Here is a 16013-nt window from a genome sequence, read left to right as displayed (position 1 = left end):
CGGTGGGGGCGGGCGGCCGCGTTCGGGGCCCGGCCGGGTAGGTTCCGGGCATGGACGTTGCGGGCATGGGCGACGCCTGACCGGCCCCGGGGTCAGTCGCGGTACAGCTCCGCCAGGGCGTCGGCGTAGCGCTCCCGGACGACCCGGCGCCGGAGCTTGAGCGAGGGGGTCAGCTCACCGGTTTCCGGGCCCCACTCGCCGGGGAGCAGCCGGTGGCGCCTGACCCCCTCCGCGCGGCTGAACCGGGCGTTGGCCGCCGCGACCGCGCGTTCGGCCTCCGCCGCCACCTCGGGGTGGGCGACCAGCGCCTCCCAGTCCCCGCCGGTGTCGATGCCCCGGGCGGCCGCCCACACCGGCAGCGTCTCGCGGTCGGGCACCAGCAGCGCCACCAGGTAGGGCCTGCGGTCCCCGTGCACGTAGGCCTGGCCGACGATCGGGTGCTCCTTGAGGGCGTTCTCCACCGGCGCGGGCGCGACGTTCTTGCCCTGGGAGGTGACGATGAGCTCCTTCTTGCGGTCGGTGATCCACAGGTAGCCGTCCCCGTCGAGGCGGCCGACGTCGCCGGTGGCGAACCACCCCCCGGCGTCGGTGGCCGGGCGCACCGAACCGTCCGGCTGGAGGTAGCCGCCGAAGACCGACTCCCCGCGCAGCCACACCTCGCCGTCCTCGGCCACCCGCACCCGCACGCTCGCGATGGGGCGGCCGACCGAGCCCAGCCGGAAGCCGGTGGCGGGGCTGTTGACGGTGGCCACGCCCACGGACTCGGTGAGGCCCCAGGCGTCCATGACCACGACCCCGAACCCGGCCCAGAACCGCACCACGTCCAGCGGCATCGGCGCGGAGGCGCTGGAGGCCCAGCTCACCCGGTCCAGGCCCACCTGGGCCAACAGGGGAAGCAGAACCTCGGCCCGGGCCCGCTCGAAGCGTTCCCCGAGTTCGGCGGGCACCTCCTCGCCGCGCTCGCGGTGGGCGACGTGCTCGGTGGCCACGGCCGTGGCCGCGTCCACGGCGGCGCGCCTCTCCTCGGGCATGCGGGCGAGCTCCGCGCGCAGGGCGGAGGCGAACTTCTCCCACACCCGGGGGACTCCGAAGAACTGGGGCGGGCGCACGTGCCGCAGGACCCCGGGCAGGTCCTGGAGGCTTTCGCACATCCACACGTGGGAGGCGCGGAAGACCGGCAGGTAGAGGCCGAGCATGCGTTCGGCGATGTGGGCCAGGGGCAGGTAGCACACGTGGTCGGAGTGCTCGGGGAGGGCGATGGCCGCGTCCAGGGCGGTGGCGTTGGCGAGCACGTCGCGGTGCGTGACGGCCACGCCCTTGGGGTCCCCGGTGGTCCCGGAGGTGTAGACGACGGTGAGCAGGCCGTCGGGGGTCAGGTCGCGCCAGCGTTCGAAGGCCGTCCCGGCGGGGGTGGCCGGAATGACGGAGGTGGGGGCGGCAGGAGCGGCGGGGACGCTCTCCAGGCAGGCGTAGTCGGTGTGGCCGCGGCCGGGGTCGGCCCCGTCCACGACGACCAGCGCGGCCAGGGGCACCTCGGGGTCGGCGAGCAGGCCCTCCCACACGGCGGCGGCCGCGGTGTCCCCCACCACGGCGAGACGGGCGCGGCTGTGCCGGGCGATGTGGGCGACCTGTTCGGAGGCGGCGGTGTCGTAGACCGTGGTGGGAACGGCTCCCGCGTGGACGAGGGCGAGGTCGGACAGCCAGTGCTCGGGGCGGTTGCCCATCACGAGCAGGACGTGGTCGCCGGGTTCGACGCCCAGGGCGGCGTAGCCCTCGGTGAGCGCGGCGACGCGGTCGCGCACCCGCGACCAGGTCAGGGTGGTCCAGCCGCCGCCGTCCGGCGCGCGCCAGGACAGGGCGGGCGCGTCGGGGTGGTCGGCGGCGTTGCGGGCGAGCAGGCTCGGAAGGGTTCGTCCGGTGGGGGGCATGGGCGCTCCTGGGTCCGGGATCTCCGTGCACGGCCGACGGGGGTGTCGGGTGCACTGGTCCCTACCCAGGAAACGGGTGCCCCGCTCCGGGCGCCCCGCTCCGGGTGCCGAGGGGTCGGCGGCCGGAGCGGGGCTGCCCCCTCGGCAGCCGGAGCGGAGCCGGGCTCAGCGCTTGCGCGGGTGCAGGTGGCTGGTGACGGCCAGCCGGTTGTAGAGGTTCATCATGGCGATGCCGGCGATGAGCGCGGCCAGCTCCTGGTCCTCGAAGTGCTCGGCGGCGCCCTCGTAGGCCTCGTCGGACACCCCGTGCTCACCCAGTCGGGTGATCTCGTCGGTGAGCGCCAGAGCGGCCCGCTCGGCGTCGGTGAAGATCTCACCGGCCTCGTACCAGGCGGACACGAGGAAGAGCCGCTGCTGGGACTCCCCCGCCTCCAGGGCGCGCTGGGTGTGCAGGTCGATGCAGAAGGAGCACCCGTTGAGCACCGAGGCGCGGAGCTTGACCAGTTCCAGCAGGCCGAAGTCCAGGTGTCCGGAGATGACCTTGTCGATCTCGTCCAGTTTGCTGTAGACCTCGGGAAGCTTCTTCGCCCAGATCACGCGTTCTTTCGCCACGGGGGCCGCCCTCCTCGTCGAACACTTTCACCGTCCCGGTCTCAGCCGGGACCCGGACCTCAACGCTACCAACGGGGTCCGGGCGCTGCGGGGCCAAGAACGGAACCTGAGGTGGAAGGTCGAGTTCGGGTCAGTTCGGTTTGTCCGGCGTTTCACGAGTCAGCCCCGGCTACCAAAGGCAGCGGGTGTCTGGGGGCGCCACTCAACGCCCCGCCCGTTGATGGTGGCCGGGGCAGCGTCACCAGCTGCCGCGTAGTGGCTCGGGAGGGCGACCAACGCCCGGTGTTGGGAGAGGGTTGGCCTCTGCTGCGTTGACACCAAAGGCGAGCGGGCCCTCCGGCTTGGGCAGCGCTACCGGCCCCCGTGGCGGGGGTGGGCGACGATGGCAGCGACGACGGCTGGCGGCAGGGCCCGGGCCGCCTGGCGGGCGCGGGCATGCCGGGGACCGGCCCGACCGGGGGTCACTCCCGGGGCGGTGGCACCAGAATTCTGTCGGGCGGATGGTCTCGTCCCCATCCATGCCCCTGCTGTTGGTGTGTGCGCAGTTCGCGTTGGTACTTGGCCCGGTTATGCGGCCCACACAGCGGTTGCAGGTTCGCCACCACCGTGCGCCCGCCCCGAGAGAACGACTGCACATGATCGGCCTGGCAGAGGGCCACCGGAACTTCGCACCCTTGCGGGTGGGCGCAGGTGGTGTGCCCGTGGAAGGCGGCGGTGCGCTGGCGGGCTGAGGCCAGGCGGCGGCTGTGGCCCACATCCAGGACCTGCCCGGTGGGCGGGGCGGTGAGCATCCGCACCACCTCAGAGTCGGCGGCCAACTCGTGCACCAGACCGACCGGTACCACCCGTCCGCGCTCGTCCAGCGCCGGAACTTCCTGGCCCTGGGTGTCCAGGTAGGTCTGCACCGGCACCACGATGCGGATCTGCGCCAGTGGAGCGGGGGCGTTGGCGCATCCGGTGTGGGTGGTGGCAAAGCGCAGCGCCGCGATGAGCGCGTCATGCTCCCGCTGAGACCGCGACCGGGTGTCCTCGTCCGAGGGTGGGGTGGTGAAGGTGTCGATGGCCGCGCGCACGATCAACGCATCCCCACTGCCGCCCCACGCCTGGAGCTGGTAGCTGCCCTGGAACGTGTCATGCACGACCAGGCCACGCGAGGCGTGAGCGGCCTGGTGGTCGCGGTCCAGGCGGTGGGGGTCCAAACGGTGCGCGACCTGGCGGGCCACCGACTGAAGCTGGTTGACCGACAACGCAGGCCGCTCCTGCTTGGCCGCCACCAGAGCCGCTTCGAAGCCCTGCCGGTACTGCGCCTGATCGGGGAAATGCTCGGTGTCGCGGGTCTGGACGGCTTTGTCGGTGACTTTGGCGATCACCACCGCCTCACCCAACCCCACCACGCCCGTCTCCACCGCTTCCACCGTGGCGGGCAGAGTCTCCTCGTGCACGTGCTGGGCCAGCCGCGCCAAGTCCTTGGCCTGGGAGGTGGGCAGTTTGCCGTGGTGCACCAACCACTTGTCCAACGTGGAGTAGCCGCTGTAGCGGGCCACCGCACCCCGCGCGTACAGGCGCGCCATCCGCGCCAACGCCTGGTACCGGATCTGGTCCAGTTGGGCCCACAGCGCCGCGATCTCCTCAGCGGCGCTCTCGTCCGCCCCGGGCGGCACGTCGGTGTTCAACGCGTGGTCGATGATCTCGCGCGCACCGGCCAGCGCGGCCACGGCCGGGGAACATTCCCCGGGGGCCGTCTCGGGCGCTGCGATCATCGTCTCCATACTTCTTATTATAGGCCAGCACCCGCCTTTTATCCACTATCCACAGCCTGAAAGTCACTGCATTTTCGTCTTTCTTTTTAGGAGGCTCACCCTTCATTATGGGGCCGCAATTAAGGCGGACTCAAAAGGTGTCCGAAAAGGAGCACCCAGAATGCTTGCTTGCCGTTGGCGCGATCGTCGCCCTCCCCGACTACAGGGGCCAGGATCGTCGCCCGAAGCCGGAGTACCCGCCTGCCTTTGGTGCCGACGCAGCAGAGCCCGACCACCCCCACACCCCGGGTGTTGGTCGCCCGCCTGTAGCCACTCCTGCCTTTGATGCCGCTTTTCGTCGGCCACCCACACCCCCACCCGACGCCTACCGTTTCCCGCCGTCCGCACCCTTTCGCGGCAGCTGGCGCGCTTTCGTTGCCGCCAGCAACCCCCAGCAGGAATGGCGCAGGGGAGAGACCTGATGGCGGCCCCTCCCCACCCCTCAGTTCTTTATGCCCGGGGAGGCGCTTTAGGGCACACCAAAACGTCCACTGGGTGGGATCCCCCCTATTTCCAGGAAACCATCACCACACCACCCACGACCACCCCCAACCCCCACCTGTGGAAAACGTGGACGCCCGCGAAGTCGACCATCGCCCGTGGAGCTGGCTGGTCTGGGCCCCAGGCCCGGGACAGACCGGCCGGGTCTCCTCTTCCGGCCGGTCCGTTCCGAGAACACGTCACTGGTCGGCGACGGGCTCCAGCACGAAGACCGGGATCTCGCGGTCGGTCTTCTTCTGGTAGTCGGCGTAGTCCGGGAACGCCGCCACCGCGCGCTCCCACCAGGCCGCCTTCTCCTCACCCGTGACCTCACGGGCCACCATGTCCTGGTTCACGGTCCCGTCCCGCAGCTCCACGCGGGGCTCGGCGAGGACGTTGAAGTACCAGACGGGGTGCTTGGGCGCACCGCCGAGCGAGGCGACTGCGGCGTAGCTCCCCTCGTGCTCCACCCGCATCAGCGGTGTCTTGCGCAGCTTGCCGCTCCTGGCCCCGCGTGTGGTGAGCAGGATGACCGGCATCCCGCGCAGGGTCATTCCCTCCCTGCCTCCGGAGCGCTCGATCTGCTCGACCTGGTTGCGCACCCACTCCGTCGGACTCGGCTCGTACTCGCCTTCGAGCGGCATGGAATCGTCTCCCTCGTCGTTGCTCGTCATGCTGGCCGACAGCACTGCCAACATCACTTCCCCACGGGGCTCATCCGTACCACGTCAGTCGGGAGTGCGGGCGTCGTGGGTGAGCAGCGCCAGCTGCACCCGCCCGGACAGGTCCAGCTTGGTCAGCGCGCTGGACACGTGCGCCTTCACGGTGCCCATCGACATGTACAGCCGCTCGGCGATCTCGGCGTTGGACAGCCCCGCGGTCACCGCCTCGGCCACCTCGCGCTCGCGTTCGGTGAGCAGCGCCAACCGCCCCCGGGCGCGTTCGCGGCGCGAGGGCGCCTCGTCGCGCTCCGCAGGGTCGGCCCCGGCCACCCGGTCCATCAGCGCGCGGGCCACGCTGGGTGAGAGCACCGGCTCACCCGCCGCCGCGCGGCGCACCGCCTCCACGATCCGCTCCGGAGCGGTGTGCTTGAGCAGGTACCCGGCGGCACCGGCTCGCAACGCCCGCACCACGGTGGCGTCGGCGTCGAAGGTGGTGAGCACCAGGACCTGGGGCCCGTTCCCGTCGCCGCGCAGCGCCTCGGTCGCCGCGATCCCGTCCGTGCCGGGCATGCGCACGTCCATCAGCACCACGTGGGGGCGGTGCTCGGCCACCGCCGCGGGCACCTCGGCGCCGTCCCCTGCCTCGCCCACCACCTCGATGTCCCCGTCGCCGCTGAGCATGATCCGCAGGCCGGAGCGGACGAGGGGGTCGTCGTCCACGAGCAGGACGCGCACGGGAGTGTTCACGGGCACCACTATGGCACCTCCGTCGTCTCGGGCCAGGGCAGCGCGGCCAGGAGGCGGAACTCCCCGTCCCCGGGCCCGTGGCGCAGGGTTCCGCCGTCCAGGGCCACCCGCTCGGACAGGCCGGTCAGCCCCGCCCCGGCCCCGGGGATCTCCGCGGGCGCCACCCCCACCGGCAGCGGGTTGACTACCGACACCTCCAGGCCCCGCCCGGGGGCGCCGCCGATCCGCACCTCCACCCGGGCTCCGGGCGCGTGCTTGCGCGCGTTGGTCAGCCCCTCCTGCACCAGCCGGTAGGCGGTGCGGCGCACCTGGCCGGACGGCTCGACCCCCTCGGGGACGTCGTGGACGGAGCGCACGCGCTGGCCCGCCCGGACCGCCTCCTCCACCAGACGGTCGACCTCGGCCAGGGCGGGCGGCTGGGGCGCGGCGGTGCCCGCGTGGTCGCCCTCCTCCCCCGGGGCGGTGTCGGCCGCGCGCAGCACCGACAGGACACCGCCCAGTTCCTCCAGCGCCTGGTGGGCGTTGTCGCGGATGACGCGCACGGCCGCGCCGAGTTCGGCGTTCTCCAGCGGCGGCGCATCGCCCCGCTCCGCGCGCTCGGTCCGGTAGGCGAGCGCACCGGCGTGCACCGACAGCAGCGACATGCGGTGGGCGACCACGTCGTGCATCTCGCGGGCGATGCGCTGGCGCTCCTCGGTCCGGGCGGCGGCCAGGCGCCGCCCCCGGTCCTCGCGTTCGCGCCGCACGTCCTCGCGCAGCCGCTCGATGAGCTGGCTCCGGGTCCGGATGGCCACACCCCAGCCGATACTGCCCGTGAAGAGCAGTGTGGCGATGATCAGGACGACGACGCTGTCGCCTCGGGTGGGCGGGACCATGACGATCCAGGGCAGGCCCAGGATGAGGCTCGCCATCGCCGTCACCACGGCCTGCCGCCAGGGCCGGCGGACGGCGAGGTTGAACAGGGCGACGACCAGGGCCGCGATCACCGAACTGGACACGCTCTGGACCAGGCACAGCAGGACGGCCACGCCCAGGGGGTGGCCTCGGCGCCACCACAGCGCGAGGCAGCCGACCGCGCCCAGGGCGAGGTCCGGCAGGACCAGCCAGGAGGGCACGTACGGGTGCAGGCCCACGCTGTAGGCCAGGACGTAGTAGGCCCACACCAGCGCGGCGACGAGGAAGAGCAGGGCGTCCGCCGCCCATCCCCGCGGGCCCCGGCGCTCCCCGGACGCGGTGCCGCCGTCCGCGGCCGGTGTCGTGTCCACGTGGCCTCCCTCCTCCACGCCAAGAGTAGGACGGCCGCACCCGCGCGGCATCGGCCGACGGGCCGCCGCACCGGCGCGGGCCTGGCCGACCGGACAGGCGGCCGTGACCGTTCGGCGGATGCGCCCGCGACGGGAACGCGGGGAGGCTGGCGGTATGAGTGAGAACGCGCCCGCCCTGGAACTGGACGGGTTGACCAAGGTCTTCAACGGCACGACGGCGGCGGACGGGGTGAGCCTGTCCGTGCCGCGGGGGGCCATGCTCGGGCTGGTCGGCCCCAACGGGGCGGGCAAGACCACCTCGCTGTCCATGGCGGTGGGGCTGCTGCGCCCCGACGCCGGGACGGCCCGGGTCCTGGGCGTGGACGTGTGGTCGGACCCGGTCGGGGCCAAGCGCATGCTCGGCGTCCTGCCCGACGGCCTGGCCCTGCCCGAGCGGCTGACCGGCGGGGAACTGCTGGACTACTGGGGGCGGTTGCGCGGGCTGGGCCGGGAGGTGACGCGGGCGCGCGCCGAGGAGCTGCTGCGGGTGCTGGAACTGGACCGGGCCGAGGGGGACGCGGTGCTGGTGGCGGAGTACTCCACCGGCATGCGCAAGAAGATCGGGCTGGCCACGGCCCTGCTGCACGCGCCCAAGGTCCTGGTCCTAGACGAGCCCTACGAGGCCGTGGACCCGGTCTCGGCGCGGGTGCTGACCGCGATCCTGCGCAGGTTCACCGACGGCGGCGGCACGGTGGTGATCTCCAGCCACGTGATGGCGCTGGTGGAGCAGCTCACCGACCGGGTGGCCATCATCGCCCGCGGCCGGGTGCTGGCCGACGGGGCGCTGGAGGAGGTGCGCGGCGTGGACACCACCCTGGAGGACACCTTCGTGCGTCTGGTGGGCGCACGCGAGATGGAGGAGGGTGAGCTGGCGTGGCTGGCCTCCTGATCCGGTTGAAGTTCACCCTGCTGCGGCACTCGGCGACGGGGATGCGGCTGTTCGGAATCGTCCTGGTCGTCGGCGGGACCGCACTGACCTGGTACCTGGCGGTGGCGGCGGCCTCGGACGGCGTGCGCGCGGACCTGCTCTGCCTGGCGTTCGCGGTGTGGGCGGTGGGCTGGATGCTCGGCCCGACCGTCGCCAACGGCACGGGTGTGCTGCGCTCGCAGTACTTCGCGCTGCTGCCCCTGGACCGGCGTCGCGTGGGCGCCCTGCTGCTGGTGACGATGTTCGTGGACCTCGGTCCCGCCGTCACGCTGCTGGCGCTGGGCGCGCTCGTGTGGCACGCGCTGGCGTTGGACCCGTCCGCACTGGTGGTGGCGGTGCCGGGGGTCCTGGTGCTGTGGGTGTTCGTGGTGACGCTGTCCCGGCTGGTGTTCCGGGCTCTGGGCGCGGCGATGCACTCGCGGCTGGGCATAGAGATCGCGTCGGTGCAGTGGGGGCTGATCCTGGCCGGGCTCTTCTTCGGGTGGATGGTGGTGCAGCCCGCGTTCCGGGCGACGCTGAGCCTGAGCGAGAACGGTCTGGGCGAGGGCGTGGTGGGCGCCGTGCTGGCGGCGCTGCCGACCTCGTGGCCCGTGCTGGCCGTGCAGGCCGCTGCGGCCGGTTCCTGGCCGGCGGCCGCGGCCTGGCTGGGCGGGTTCGCCGTGCTCACGGCGGCGATGGTGGTGGTGACCAGCGTGCTGTTGGCGCCCCGGGTGACCTTGCGCGGGGTCCGGCGGCGCCGCCGCGGGAGCGGCGCGCTCACGCGCCGGGCGTTCGCGCTGCTGCCCGACTCCCCGCTGGGCGCGGTGGTCGGCCGGGAGCTGCGCCAGTGGTGGCGCGACCCGTGGCGGGGCCTGGAACTTCGGGCGTCGCTGTGGGCGGCGCTGTTCATGGGCCTGATGGCCTGGCCCACCGACCTGTACGCGTTCTTCGCTCCGTTCACGGGGGTGATCGCGGCCTTCGTCATGGCGCTGTCCACCTCGAACATGTACGGGCACGACGGCACGGCGCTGTGGCTGTCGGTGGTCGGCCAGGACCGGGAGACGCTGCGCGCGGACGTGCGCGGCCGCCAGATCGCGATCCTGCTGCTGATCGCCCCGGCCGCGACCGCGTTGAGCGCGGTGTTCATCGCGGCCACCGGTGCCCACTGGGCGTGGCCGCTGGTGCTCACGGGGCTGGCGGCGTTCTTCGGAGTGGGCAGCGGGCTGGCGCTGCTGCTGTCGGTGGTGGCGCTCTCCCCCGGTGTGGACCCGCAGTTGCGGGTGGACGCCAACGACTCCGGCGACAACTCGGTGCAGGTGTGGATCGCGCTCGCGGCGCTGCCGGTGCTGTGCACGCCCTCGGTGCTGGCCGCCGTGTTCCTGTCGCTGTGGGGGCTGCCGTGGCTGGCGGTGCCGGTGGGTGTGTTCAACGGGGGGTTCGTGGCCTGGCTGCTGGGCCGTGTCGCCTACCGGAGGCTGGAGGCGCGGCTCCCGGAGACCTTCACCCGGATCCGGTACGGCCGGGATGTCGCGCTCCAGACCGTGCCGGAACGGGGCGGGTGGCTGGACCGCCTGGAGCGGTCGGCGATCGAGGGCAACGCCGAGACCAAGCCCACGGGCTCCTGAGGGACCGGCGGCCGTGCGACCCGGGACGGGGGCCGCGCGGCCGCCTCCTCGTGTGCGGGCCGCTCCCGGCGGGACCGTCCTCTCACCGGCGGGGCGGGCCTCCTGCCTCCTGGCGCGGTCCTGCCACCGCAGGGGCCGCCCCTTCCCGGTGGGAGCAGCCGTCCGCCCCACCGGCCCGGCCCCTCCTCCCGGAGGCACCGGCGGCCCCACGGGACACCGCCCTGCGGCCGACGCGAGCCGCGCCCCGAGTGTGACTGGGTGCACTCAGTGCTTCGTTGCACTTGGTGCAACCACCTCCGTACCGTGGATATGTGGACAATCAGCACGAACCGCCCGCACGCGACCGGCGTGAGGCACTGAAGTCGCGCCACCGCCGCGCCATCGTGGACGCGGCCGCCGCGCTGATGACCGAACGCGGGGACACCGGCTTCACCGTCGACCAGCTCTCCGAACGGGCCGACGTCTCCCGAAGAACCGTGTTCAACCACTTCAGGTCCCTGGACGACATCGTCCTGGAGGTGTTCGGCGAGATGCTGGAGGCGATCGTCGACAGCATCGAGGCCAACCTCCCCGCCGTCACCGGCGACCGGGCGGGCAACATGTTCGACGAGTTCGCGGCGGCGATCCGCCGGACCGACCTGGTCACCCCGGTCACCCGGCTCAAGCGCCTCCTCCGGCAGGAGGGGAACGAACCCGCCCCGAGCCAGGCCGCGCTGTTCGAGCGGGCCATCAACGACGTGAGCGTCCGCCTGGCGGCCATCATGACGCGCCGCCACCCGCACGCCGACCCGCTCGTGGTCGACCTCATGTGCGGCGCGGTCATCAGCGGCGGCACGATCACGGTCCAGCGCTGGGAGCAGACCACCGGAGGGGTCGACAACGACGACTCCCGCCGGGTCTGGGCCGACCTGCTGGACCGCATGCTCGCCGTGACCCGTGACGGCTACGGGAACGCCGGATCACCCACCTCCTGAGCGCACACGCGCTCCCTCCCATCCACTCCGTTTGCAGGAACCATGGCTGAATTTCTCTACAGACTCGGGCGTGCGTGCGCACGTCGCGCCCGAACCGTCATCGCGGTCTGGCTGGCACTCCTCGTGGCCTCCGGCACCGCCTTCTTCCTCTTCTCCGGTGAACTGGAGGACAGCTTCTCCATCCCCGGGACGCCCACCGACGAGGTGGAACAGCTCCTGTCGCAGGAGTTCTCCGGGATGGGAGGCGGCTCGGGCACCGTCGTCTACCAGACCGAGGACGGCTCGGACTTCACCCAGGAGCAGCGGGAGGCGATAGCCGACCGCGCCGAGCAGGCCGCCGGGCTCTCCGGCGTGGAGGACGCGATCGACCCGTTCGCCACGGAGCAGCAGCGCGCCGACCAGCAGCAGGAGCTGGAGGAGGGCCGCGACGAGCTGGAGAGCGGCCTGGAGGAGCTCGAAGCCGGTCAGGCCGAGCTCGACGCGGGCCGCGAGCAGGCCGAGGCCGCCGGGCTGATCGACCAGGTCGGCCCCGGGCTCGACGCCGAACAGGTCGTGATCGACCAGAACCGCGAGGAGCTGGACGCGGGCCTGGAGGAGCTGGAGCGTGGCGAGGCCATGCTGGAGATGGCCTCGGAGATCCGCTCGGTCTCCGAGGACGGCGACACCGCCCTGGTCCGTATCGCCTTCAGCGACAGCCAGACCGAGATCACCCCGGAGACCCGTGACGCCGTCATGGAGGTCTTCGAGAGCGACCCCGTGCCGGGCACCACGGTCAACTTCGGCAACGACATGGCCATGACCATGCCCTCCCTGGTCAGCACCGCCGAGGTGATCGGCGTGATCGTGGCCGGTGTGGTCCTGGTGGTCATGCTGGGCACCCTGGTGGGCGCGGGCCTGCCGATCCTGACGGCGCTCGTCGGCGTCGGCGTGGCCACCCTGATCGCGATGTCGCTGTCCGGGGTGCTGGAGATGGCCTCGGTGACCCCGATCCTGGGCCTGATGCTGGGCCTGGCCGTCGGCATCGACTACGCGCTGTTCATCATCAACCGGCACCGCCGCCAGCTCAAGCAGGGCGTCGACGTCGGTGCGTCCATCGGCCTGGCCAACGGGACCGCGGGCAACGCCGTGGTCTTCGCGGGCACGACCGTGCTCATCGCGCTGCTGGGCCTGAACCTGACCGGGATCGGGTTCCTGGGCCTGATGGGCAGCGTGGCCGCCGTCTCCATCGCCATCGCCGTGTTCATCGCGATCACGCTCGTTCCGGCGCTGCTGTCGCTGGTGGGCGCGCGCATCCTGTCGCGCCGCGAACGCGCCCGTCTCGCCGAGAGCACCTCCGCCGCCGGCGGGGGCGCGCACGAGGCGGAGCGGGTCAAGCCGATGTCGACCGGGCGCGCGCTGGCCCAGGCCGCGGTGGCCGTGATCGCCCTGGGCGTGGTCGCCCTGCCCGCGCTGGACCTGCGCCTGGGCATGCCCGACGGCTCCTCCGAGCCCACCGACTCCACCCAGTACCGGGCGTTCACCGCCGTGGAGGAGAACTTCGGCGCGGGGCAGAACGGCACGCTCCTGGTCGTGGCCGAGCTGACCGGCGGACCCGACGAGGAGTCCGCGGAGCGCAACGCCGAGGAGGAGCAGGCGCTGGTCGCCGAGGAGATCTACTCCCACGACGACGTGGCGGCGGTGGCGCCCATCGGCGTCTCCGAGGACCACACCCTGGCCATCTTCCAGGTCGTGCCCGTCGAGGGTCCGGCCAGCGCCTCCACCGAGCAGCTCGTGCACACCCTGCGCGCGATGGAGCCGATCGAGGGCACCGGCCCGCTGGGCGTCGCGGGCATGGCCAGCGGCAACATCGACATCTCCGAGACGCTGAGCGACGCGCTGCCGACCTACCTCGCGGTGGTCGTGGGCCTGTCCCTGGTGATCCTGCTGCTGGTGTTCCGGTCGATCTTCGTGCCGGTCGTGGCCACGCTCGGGTTCATCCTGTCCTTCTTCGCGGCGCTGGGCGGCGTGGTCGCCGTCTACCAGTGGGGCTGGCTGGGCGGCCTCTTCGGGCTGGAGAACACCGGACCGGTGCTGAACTTCCTGCCCACGCTGCTGGTCGGGATCCTGTTCGGCCTGGCCATGGACTACATGCTCTTCATCGGCACGGGCATGCGCGAGGCCTACGTGCACGGTTCGCCCTCGCGGCTGGCCGTGGTGCAGGGCTTCAGGGCCGGACGCTCGGTGGTCACCGCCGCCGCGATCATCATGATCTCGGTGTTCGGCGGGTTCGTCTTCTCGCACAGCGTCATGATCAGCTCGATCGGCTTCGCGCTCGCCTTCGGCGTGCTCATCGACGCCTTCGTCGTGCGCATGGCGCTGATCCCCGCGCTGATGCACCTGGCGGGCGACGCCGCGTGGTGGCTTCCCAGGTGGCTCGACCGGATCCTGCCCGACATCGACGTGGAGGGCGCCTCCCTGGAGCGCCGCCACCCGCGTGAGCAGGAGGCCGCAACCGGCGGGGACGCCGACGGCGACGGAACGACCGGCGACGCGTCGGCCGCCGGGGACACGGGTTCGCCCTCCCACCAGGAGGACGACACGGACCGGGTGTCCTCCGAGCGGCGCTGAGGCGCACGCGGTCCAGGGGCCCGGGGGCGGTGGTGACCGCCCCCGGGCCCTTCGCGTGGAACGACGGGGTCGGCACGGTCGCCGGGGGCGGCCGCGGCCCCGGGCCGGGCCTCCGGGTGCTCAGCCCCGGTTACCGACCTCGCCGAAGACGCCGGTCAGCCCGTCCAGGAAGGCCGAGAGCGCGAGTTCGAAGCTCGCGTCGTCGATCTCCGCGGCGTGCTCGGGCAGCCGGTGGGCCTGCGACAGGTTCGGGTAGCGGTCCCGGTAGACGCGCACGTCGTCGTCGAACCCGCGCGCGAAGGAGTTGGTGGCGGCCCCCACGACCAGGTACTTGGTGGAGGCGCCGATCATCGTGGCGTAGCGGGGCGGCCATCCGGCGCCCACCAGGCCGCCGTGCACGGCGTCGGCGCGGCGCAGCGCCTCCTCGCGGCGCCCGGGCCCGGAGGAGACCACCGGCAGCAGATGGGGGTGCTCGGCCAGGGCGTCACGGTAGGAGCGCGCCCAGACGGTGAGGCCCCGGCGCCAGTCCCCGCCCTCGAAGCCCGAGACGTCGATGCGCGAGGTGACCTCGTCCGCGACCTCGGTGAGCAGCTCCTCCTTGGTGCGGTAGTGGCTGTAGAGGGAGGCCGCCTGCACGTCGAGCTCCTGGGCGAGCTTGCGCATGGACAGGCCGTCCAGCCCGTCGCGGTCGATGAGCGCGAGAGCCGCGCGGCGGATGCCCGGACGGCTCAGGATCGGCGTCTTGGGTCGGGCCACGGAGGGGTCCCCTTCTCCACTGCGGCGGACGGACCGGACCCTCCGGCGTCCGGCCCGATCATCGCACGTCGGCTCACCGCATGCGGCCCCCTGGCGGTGTTCGCGCACCTGAGCGCCCGTCTTCGGGTCCCGTGCGACCCGGCACGGGGATCTGTCCGGAACCGGACGCAGCACCCGTTTCCTCCTGTTCGGCGGCACCTCTTGCACTCGCCCCGGGGAAGACCGTACCCTCAAACCGAACGACGTTAGGTTACTGGGGAGACAGGCCGTGATCGATTTCTCACTGAGCGATGAGCAGCGCGCCGTCCGCGACTGGGTGCGGACCTTCGTCGATCGGGAGCTGATGCCGCTGGAGAACGACGTGCTGCGCCGCGAACGCGAGGGGCAGCCGCCCGGCCTCAACGCCGAGGAGCGCACCCGGCTGCGCGAGCTGGCCCGCAAGTCCGACTTCTGGGGCGTGGAGACGCCGGTGGAGTACGGCGGCATGGGCCTGGACCCGGTCACCGCCGCGATCATCGAGATCGAGCTGGGCAGGACCTTCCTGACCTTCAAGTTCGGCGGCGAGGCCGACAACATCCTCTACCACGCCAACGAGGAGCAGAAGGAGCGCTACCTGCTGCCCACCATCGCCGGTGAGCGCCGCTCCTGCTTCGCCATCACCGAGCCCGGCGCGGGCTCCGACGCCAAGGCCATCCGCACGCGCGCGGTCCGCGACGGCGACACGTGGGTGGTCAACGGCGAGAAGACCTTCATCACCGGCGGCAACGAGGCCGACTTCGCCATGGTCTTCGCGGTCACCGCCCCGGACAGGGGCGCCGACGGGGGCGTGACCTGCTTCCTGGTCGACCGCGAGGCGGGCTGGACCTCCGAGCCCATCGACACCATGGGCGAGCGCCGCCCCGCTTCCCTGGTCTTCCAGGACGTGCGCGTGCCGCACGAGAACATCCTGGGCGAGGAGGGCCGCGGCTTCGAGCTGGCCATGAAGTGGATCGGCAAGGGCCGCTACCTGCTGCCCGCCCGCGCGCTCGGCGGCTGCGAGCGCCTGCTGGACATGGCGATCGAGTACTCGCGCACCCGCGAGACCTTCGGGGCCCCCATCGCCGACCGGCAGGCCATCCAGTGGATGATCGCCGACTCCCAGACCGAGATCGAGGCGCTGCGCCTGCTGGTGCTGCACGCCGCGTGGCAGGTGTCGGTGGGCCGGGACTCGCGGCACGCGCAGTCCATCGCCAAGCTCTTCGGCGGTGTGAAGGCCAACGAGATCGTCGACCGCGTGATGCAGATCCACGGCGGCATGGGCTACACCCGTGAGCTGCCCATCGAGCGCTTCTACCGCGACGTGCGGCTGCTGCGCATCTTCGAGGGCACGGACGAGATCCAGCGCCGCACGATCGCCCGCGACCTGCTCAAGGGCCACGTCAAGGTGGGCGCAACCCTGGGCTAGCGGCGGGACGAGGGGCCCGTGCCGCACGTGGGAGCGCGGCACGGGCCCCTTGCCGTACGCGTGTGCCCGGACCGGGCGCCTGAGCCCCGAGCGGGCCGGGGCGTGCCCGCGGCCGGAGCGGCGGGTATGCGCCCCCGACCGGAGCGGGCGCGTGTCCCGACCGGTCGC

12 protein-coding genes are annotated in these 16013 nt (G+C 72.6%); 5 read left to right on the top strand and 7 right to left on the bottom strand.

The window, feature by feature from the left end; translation table 11 throughout:
* Window positions 1-92 precede the first annotated feature (92 nt).
* The 6 genes from AC0VX6_RS09610 to AC0VX6_RS09585 form a co-directional block, all read right to left on the bottom strand.
* The gene (locus tag AC0VX6_RS09610; RefSeq protein ID WP_475468216.1) at window positions 93-1928 is read right to left on the bottom strand and encodes an AMP-dependent synthetase/ligase; all 1836 of its coding nucleotides are present in this window, start codon (window positions 1926-1928) and stop codon (window positions 93-95) included.
* A 165-nt stretch (window positions 1929-2093) separates the two neighbouring features.
* Window positions 2094-2540: a carboxymuconolactone decarboxylase family protein gene (locus tag AC0VX6_RS09605; protein WP_475468214.1), complete on the bottom strand. Its 447-nt coding sequence runs from the start codon at window positions 2538-2540 to the stop codon at window positions 2094-2096.
* Between the two features lie 461 nt (window positions 2541-3001).
* Window positions 3002-4300, bottom strand: coding sequence for an HNH endonuclease signature motif containing protein (locus tag AC0VX6_RS09600; protein ID WP_475469297.1), 1299 nt, complete (start codon window positions 4298-4300; stop codon window positions 3002-3004).
* A gap of 719 nt (window positions 4301-5019) precedes the next feature.
* Complete coding sequence (locus AC0VX6_RS09595; protein ID WP_274978107.1) at window positions 5020-5463, bottom strand: nitroreductase family deazaflavin-dependent oxidoreductase; 444 nt, start codon at window positions 5461-5463, stop codon at window positions 5020-5022.
* An 84-nt stretch (window positions 5464-5547) separates the two neighbouring features.
* Window positions 5548-6237, bottom strand: coding sequence for a response regulator (locus tag AC0VX6_RS09590; protein ID WP_475468212.1), 690 nt, complete (start codon window positions 6235-6237; stop codon window positions 5548-5550).
* Window positions 6237-7493: a sensor histidine kinase gene (locus AC0VX6_RS09585; protein ID WP_475468210.1), complete on the bottom strand. Its 1257-nt coding sequence runs from the start codon at window positions 7491-7493 to the stop codon at window positions 6237-6239. Before AC0VX6_RS09585 ends, AC0VX6_RS09590 begins: the two co-directional genes overlap by 1 nt.
* Window positions 7494-7647: 154 nt before the next feature.
* Between AC0VX6_RS09585 and AC0VX6_RS09580 the strand changes: the two genes are divergently transcribed.
* The 4 genes from AC0VX6_RS09580 to AC0VX6_RS09565 all read left to right on the top strand — a co-directional run bounded on the left by AC0VX6_RS09580 (window position 7648) and on the right by AC0VX6_RS09565 (window position 13645).
* Window positions 7648-8421 (top strand): ABC transporter ATP-binding protein, encoded by a 774-nt coding sequence (locus AC0VX6_RS09580; protein WP_475468208.1) that lies wholly within the window; start codon window positions 7648-7650, stop codon window positions 8419-8421.
* Window positions 8406-10064, top strand: coding sequence for a hypothetical protein (locus tag AC0VX6_RS09575; RefSeq protein WP_475468206.1), 1659 nt, complete (start codon window positions 8406-8408; stop codon window positions 10062-10064). The genes AC0VX6_RS09580 and AC0VX6_RS09575 overlap by 16 nt, the downstream gene beginning before the upstream one ends.
* A gap of 311 nt (window positions 10065-10375) precedes the next feature.
* Window positions 10376-11038: a TetR/AcrR family transcriptional regulator gene (locus AC0VX6_RS09570; RefSeq protein WP_274977177.1), complete on the top strand. Its 663-nt coding sequence runs from the start codon at window positions 10376-10378 to the stop codon at window positions 11036-11038.
* 42 nt (window positions 11039-11080) lie between these two features.
* The gene (locus AC0VX6_RS09565) at window positions 11081-13645 is read left to right on the top strand and encodes an MMPL family transporter (RefSeq protein WP_475468204.1); all 2565 of its coding nucleotides are present in this window, start codon (window positions 11081-11083) and stop codon (window positions 13643-13645) included.
* 120 nt (window positions 13646-13765) lie between these two features.
* On the opposite strand, the gene AC0VX6_RS09560 is transcribed toward AC0VX6_RS09565, so the two are convergent.
* Window positions 13766-14401: a TetR/AcrR family transcriptional regulator gene (locus tag AC0VX6_RS09560; protein WP_444963298.1), complete on the bottom strand. Its 636-nt coding sequence runs from the start codon at window positions 14399-14401 to the stop codon at window positions 13766-13768.
* 268 nt (window positions 14402-14669) lie between these two features.
* Between AC0VX6_RS09560 and AC0VX6_RS09555 the strand changes: the two genes are divergently transcribed.
* Complete coding sequence (locus tag AC0VX6_RS09555) at window positions 14670-15845, top strand: acyl-CoA dehydrogenase family protein (protein WP_475468202.1); 1176 nt, start codon at window positions 14670-14672, stop codon at window positions 15843-15845.
* Window positions 15846-16013 lie beyond the last annotated feature (168 nt).

The organism is Nocardiopsis sp. iso_25 (assembly GCF_056173305.1).
The sequence above is the reverse complement of the archived record's forward strand: the minus strand, read 5'-3'. Positions and strand labels throughout refer to the sequence as shown.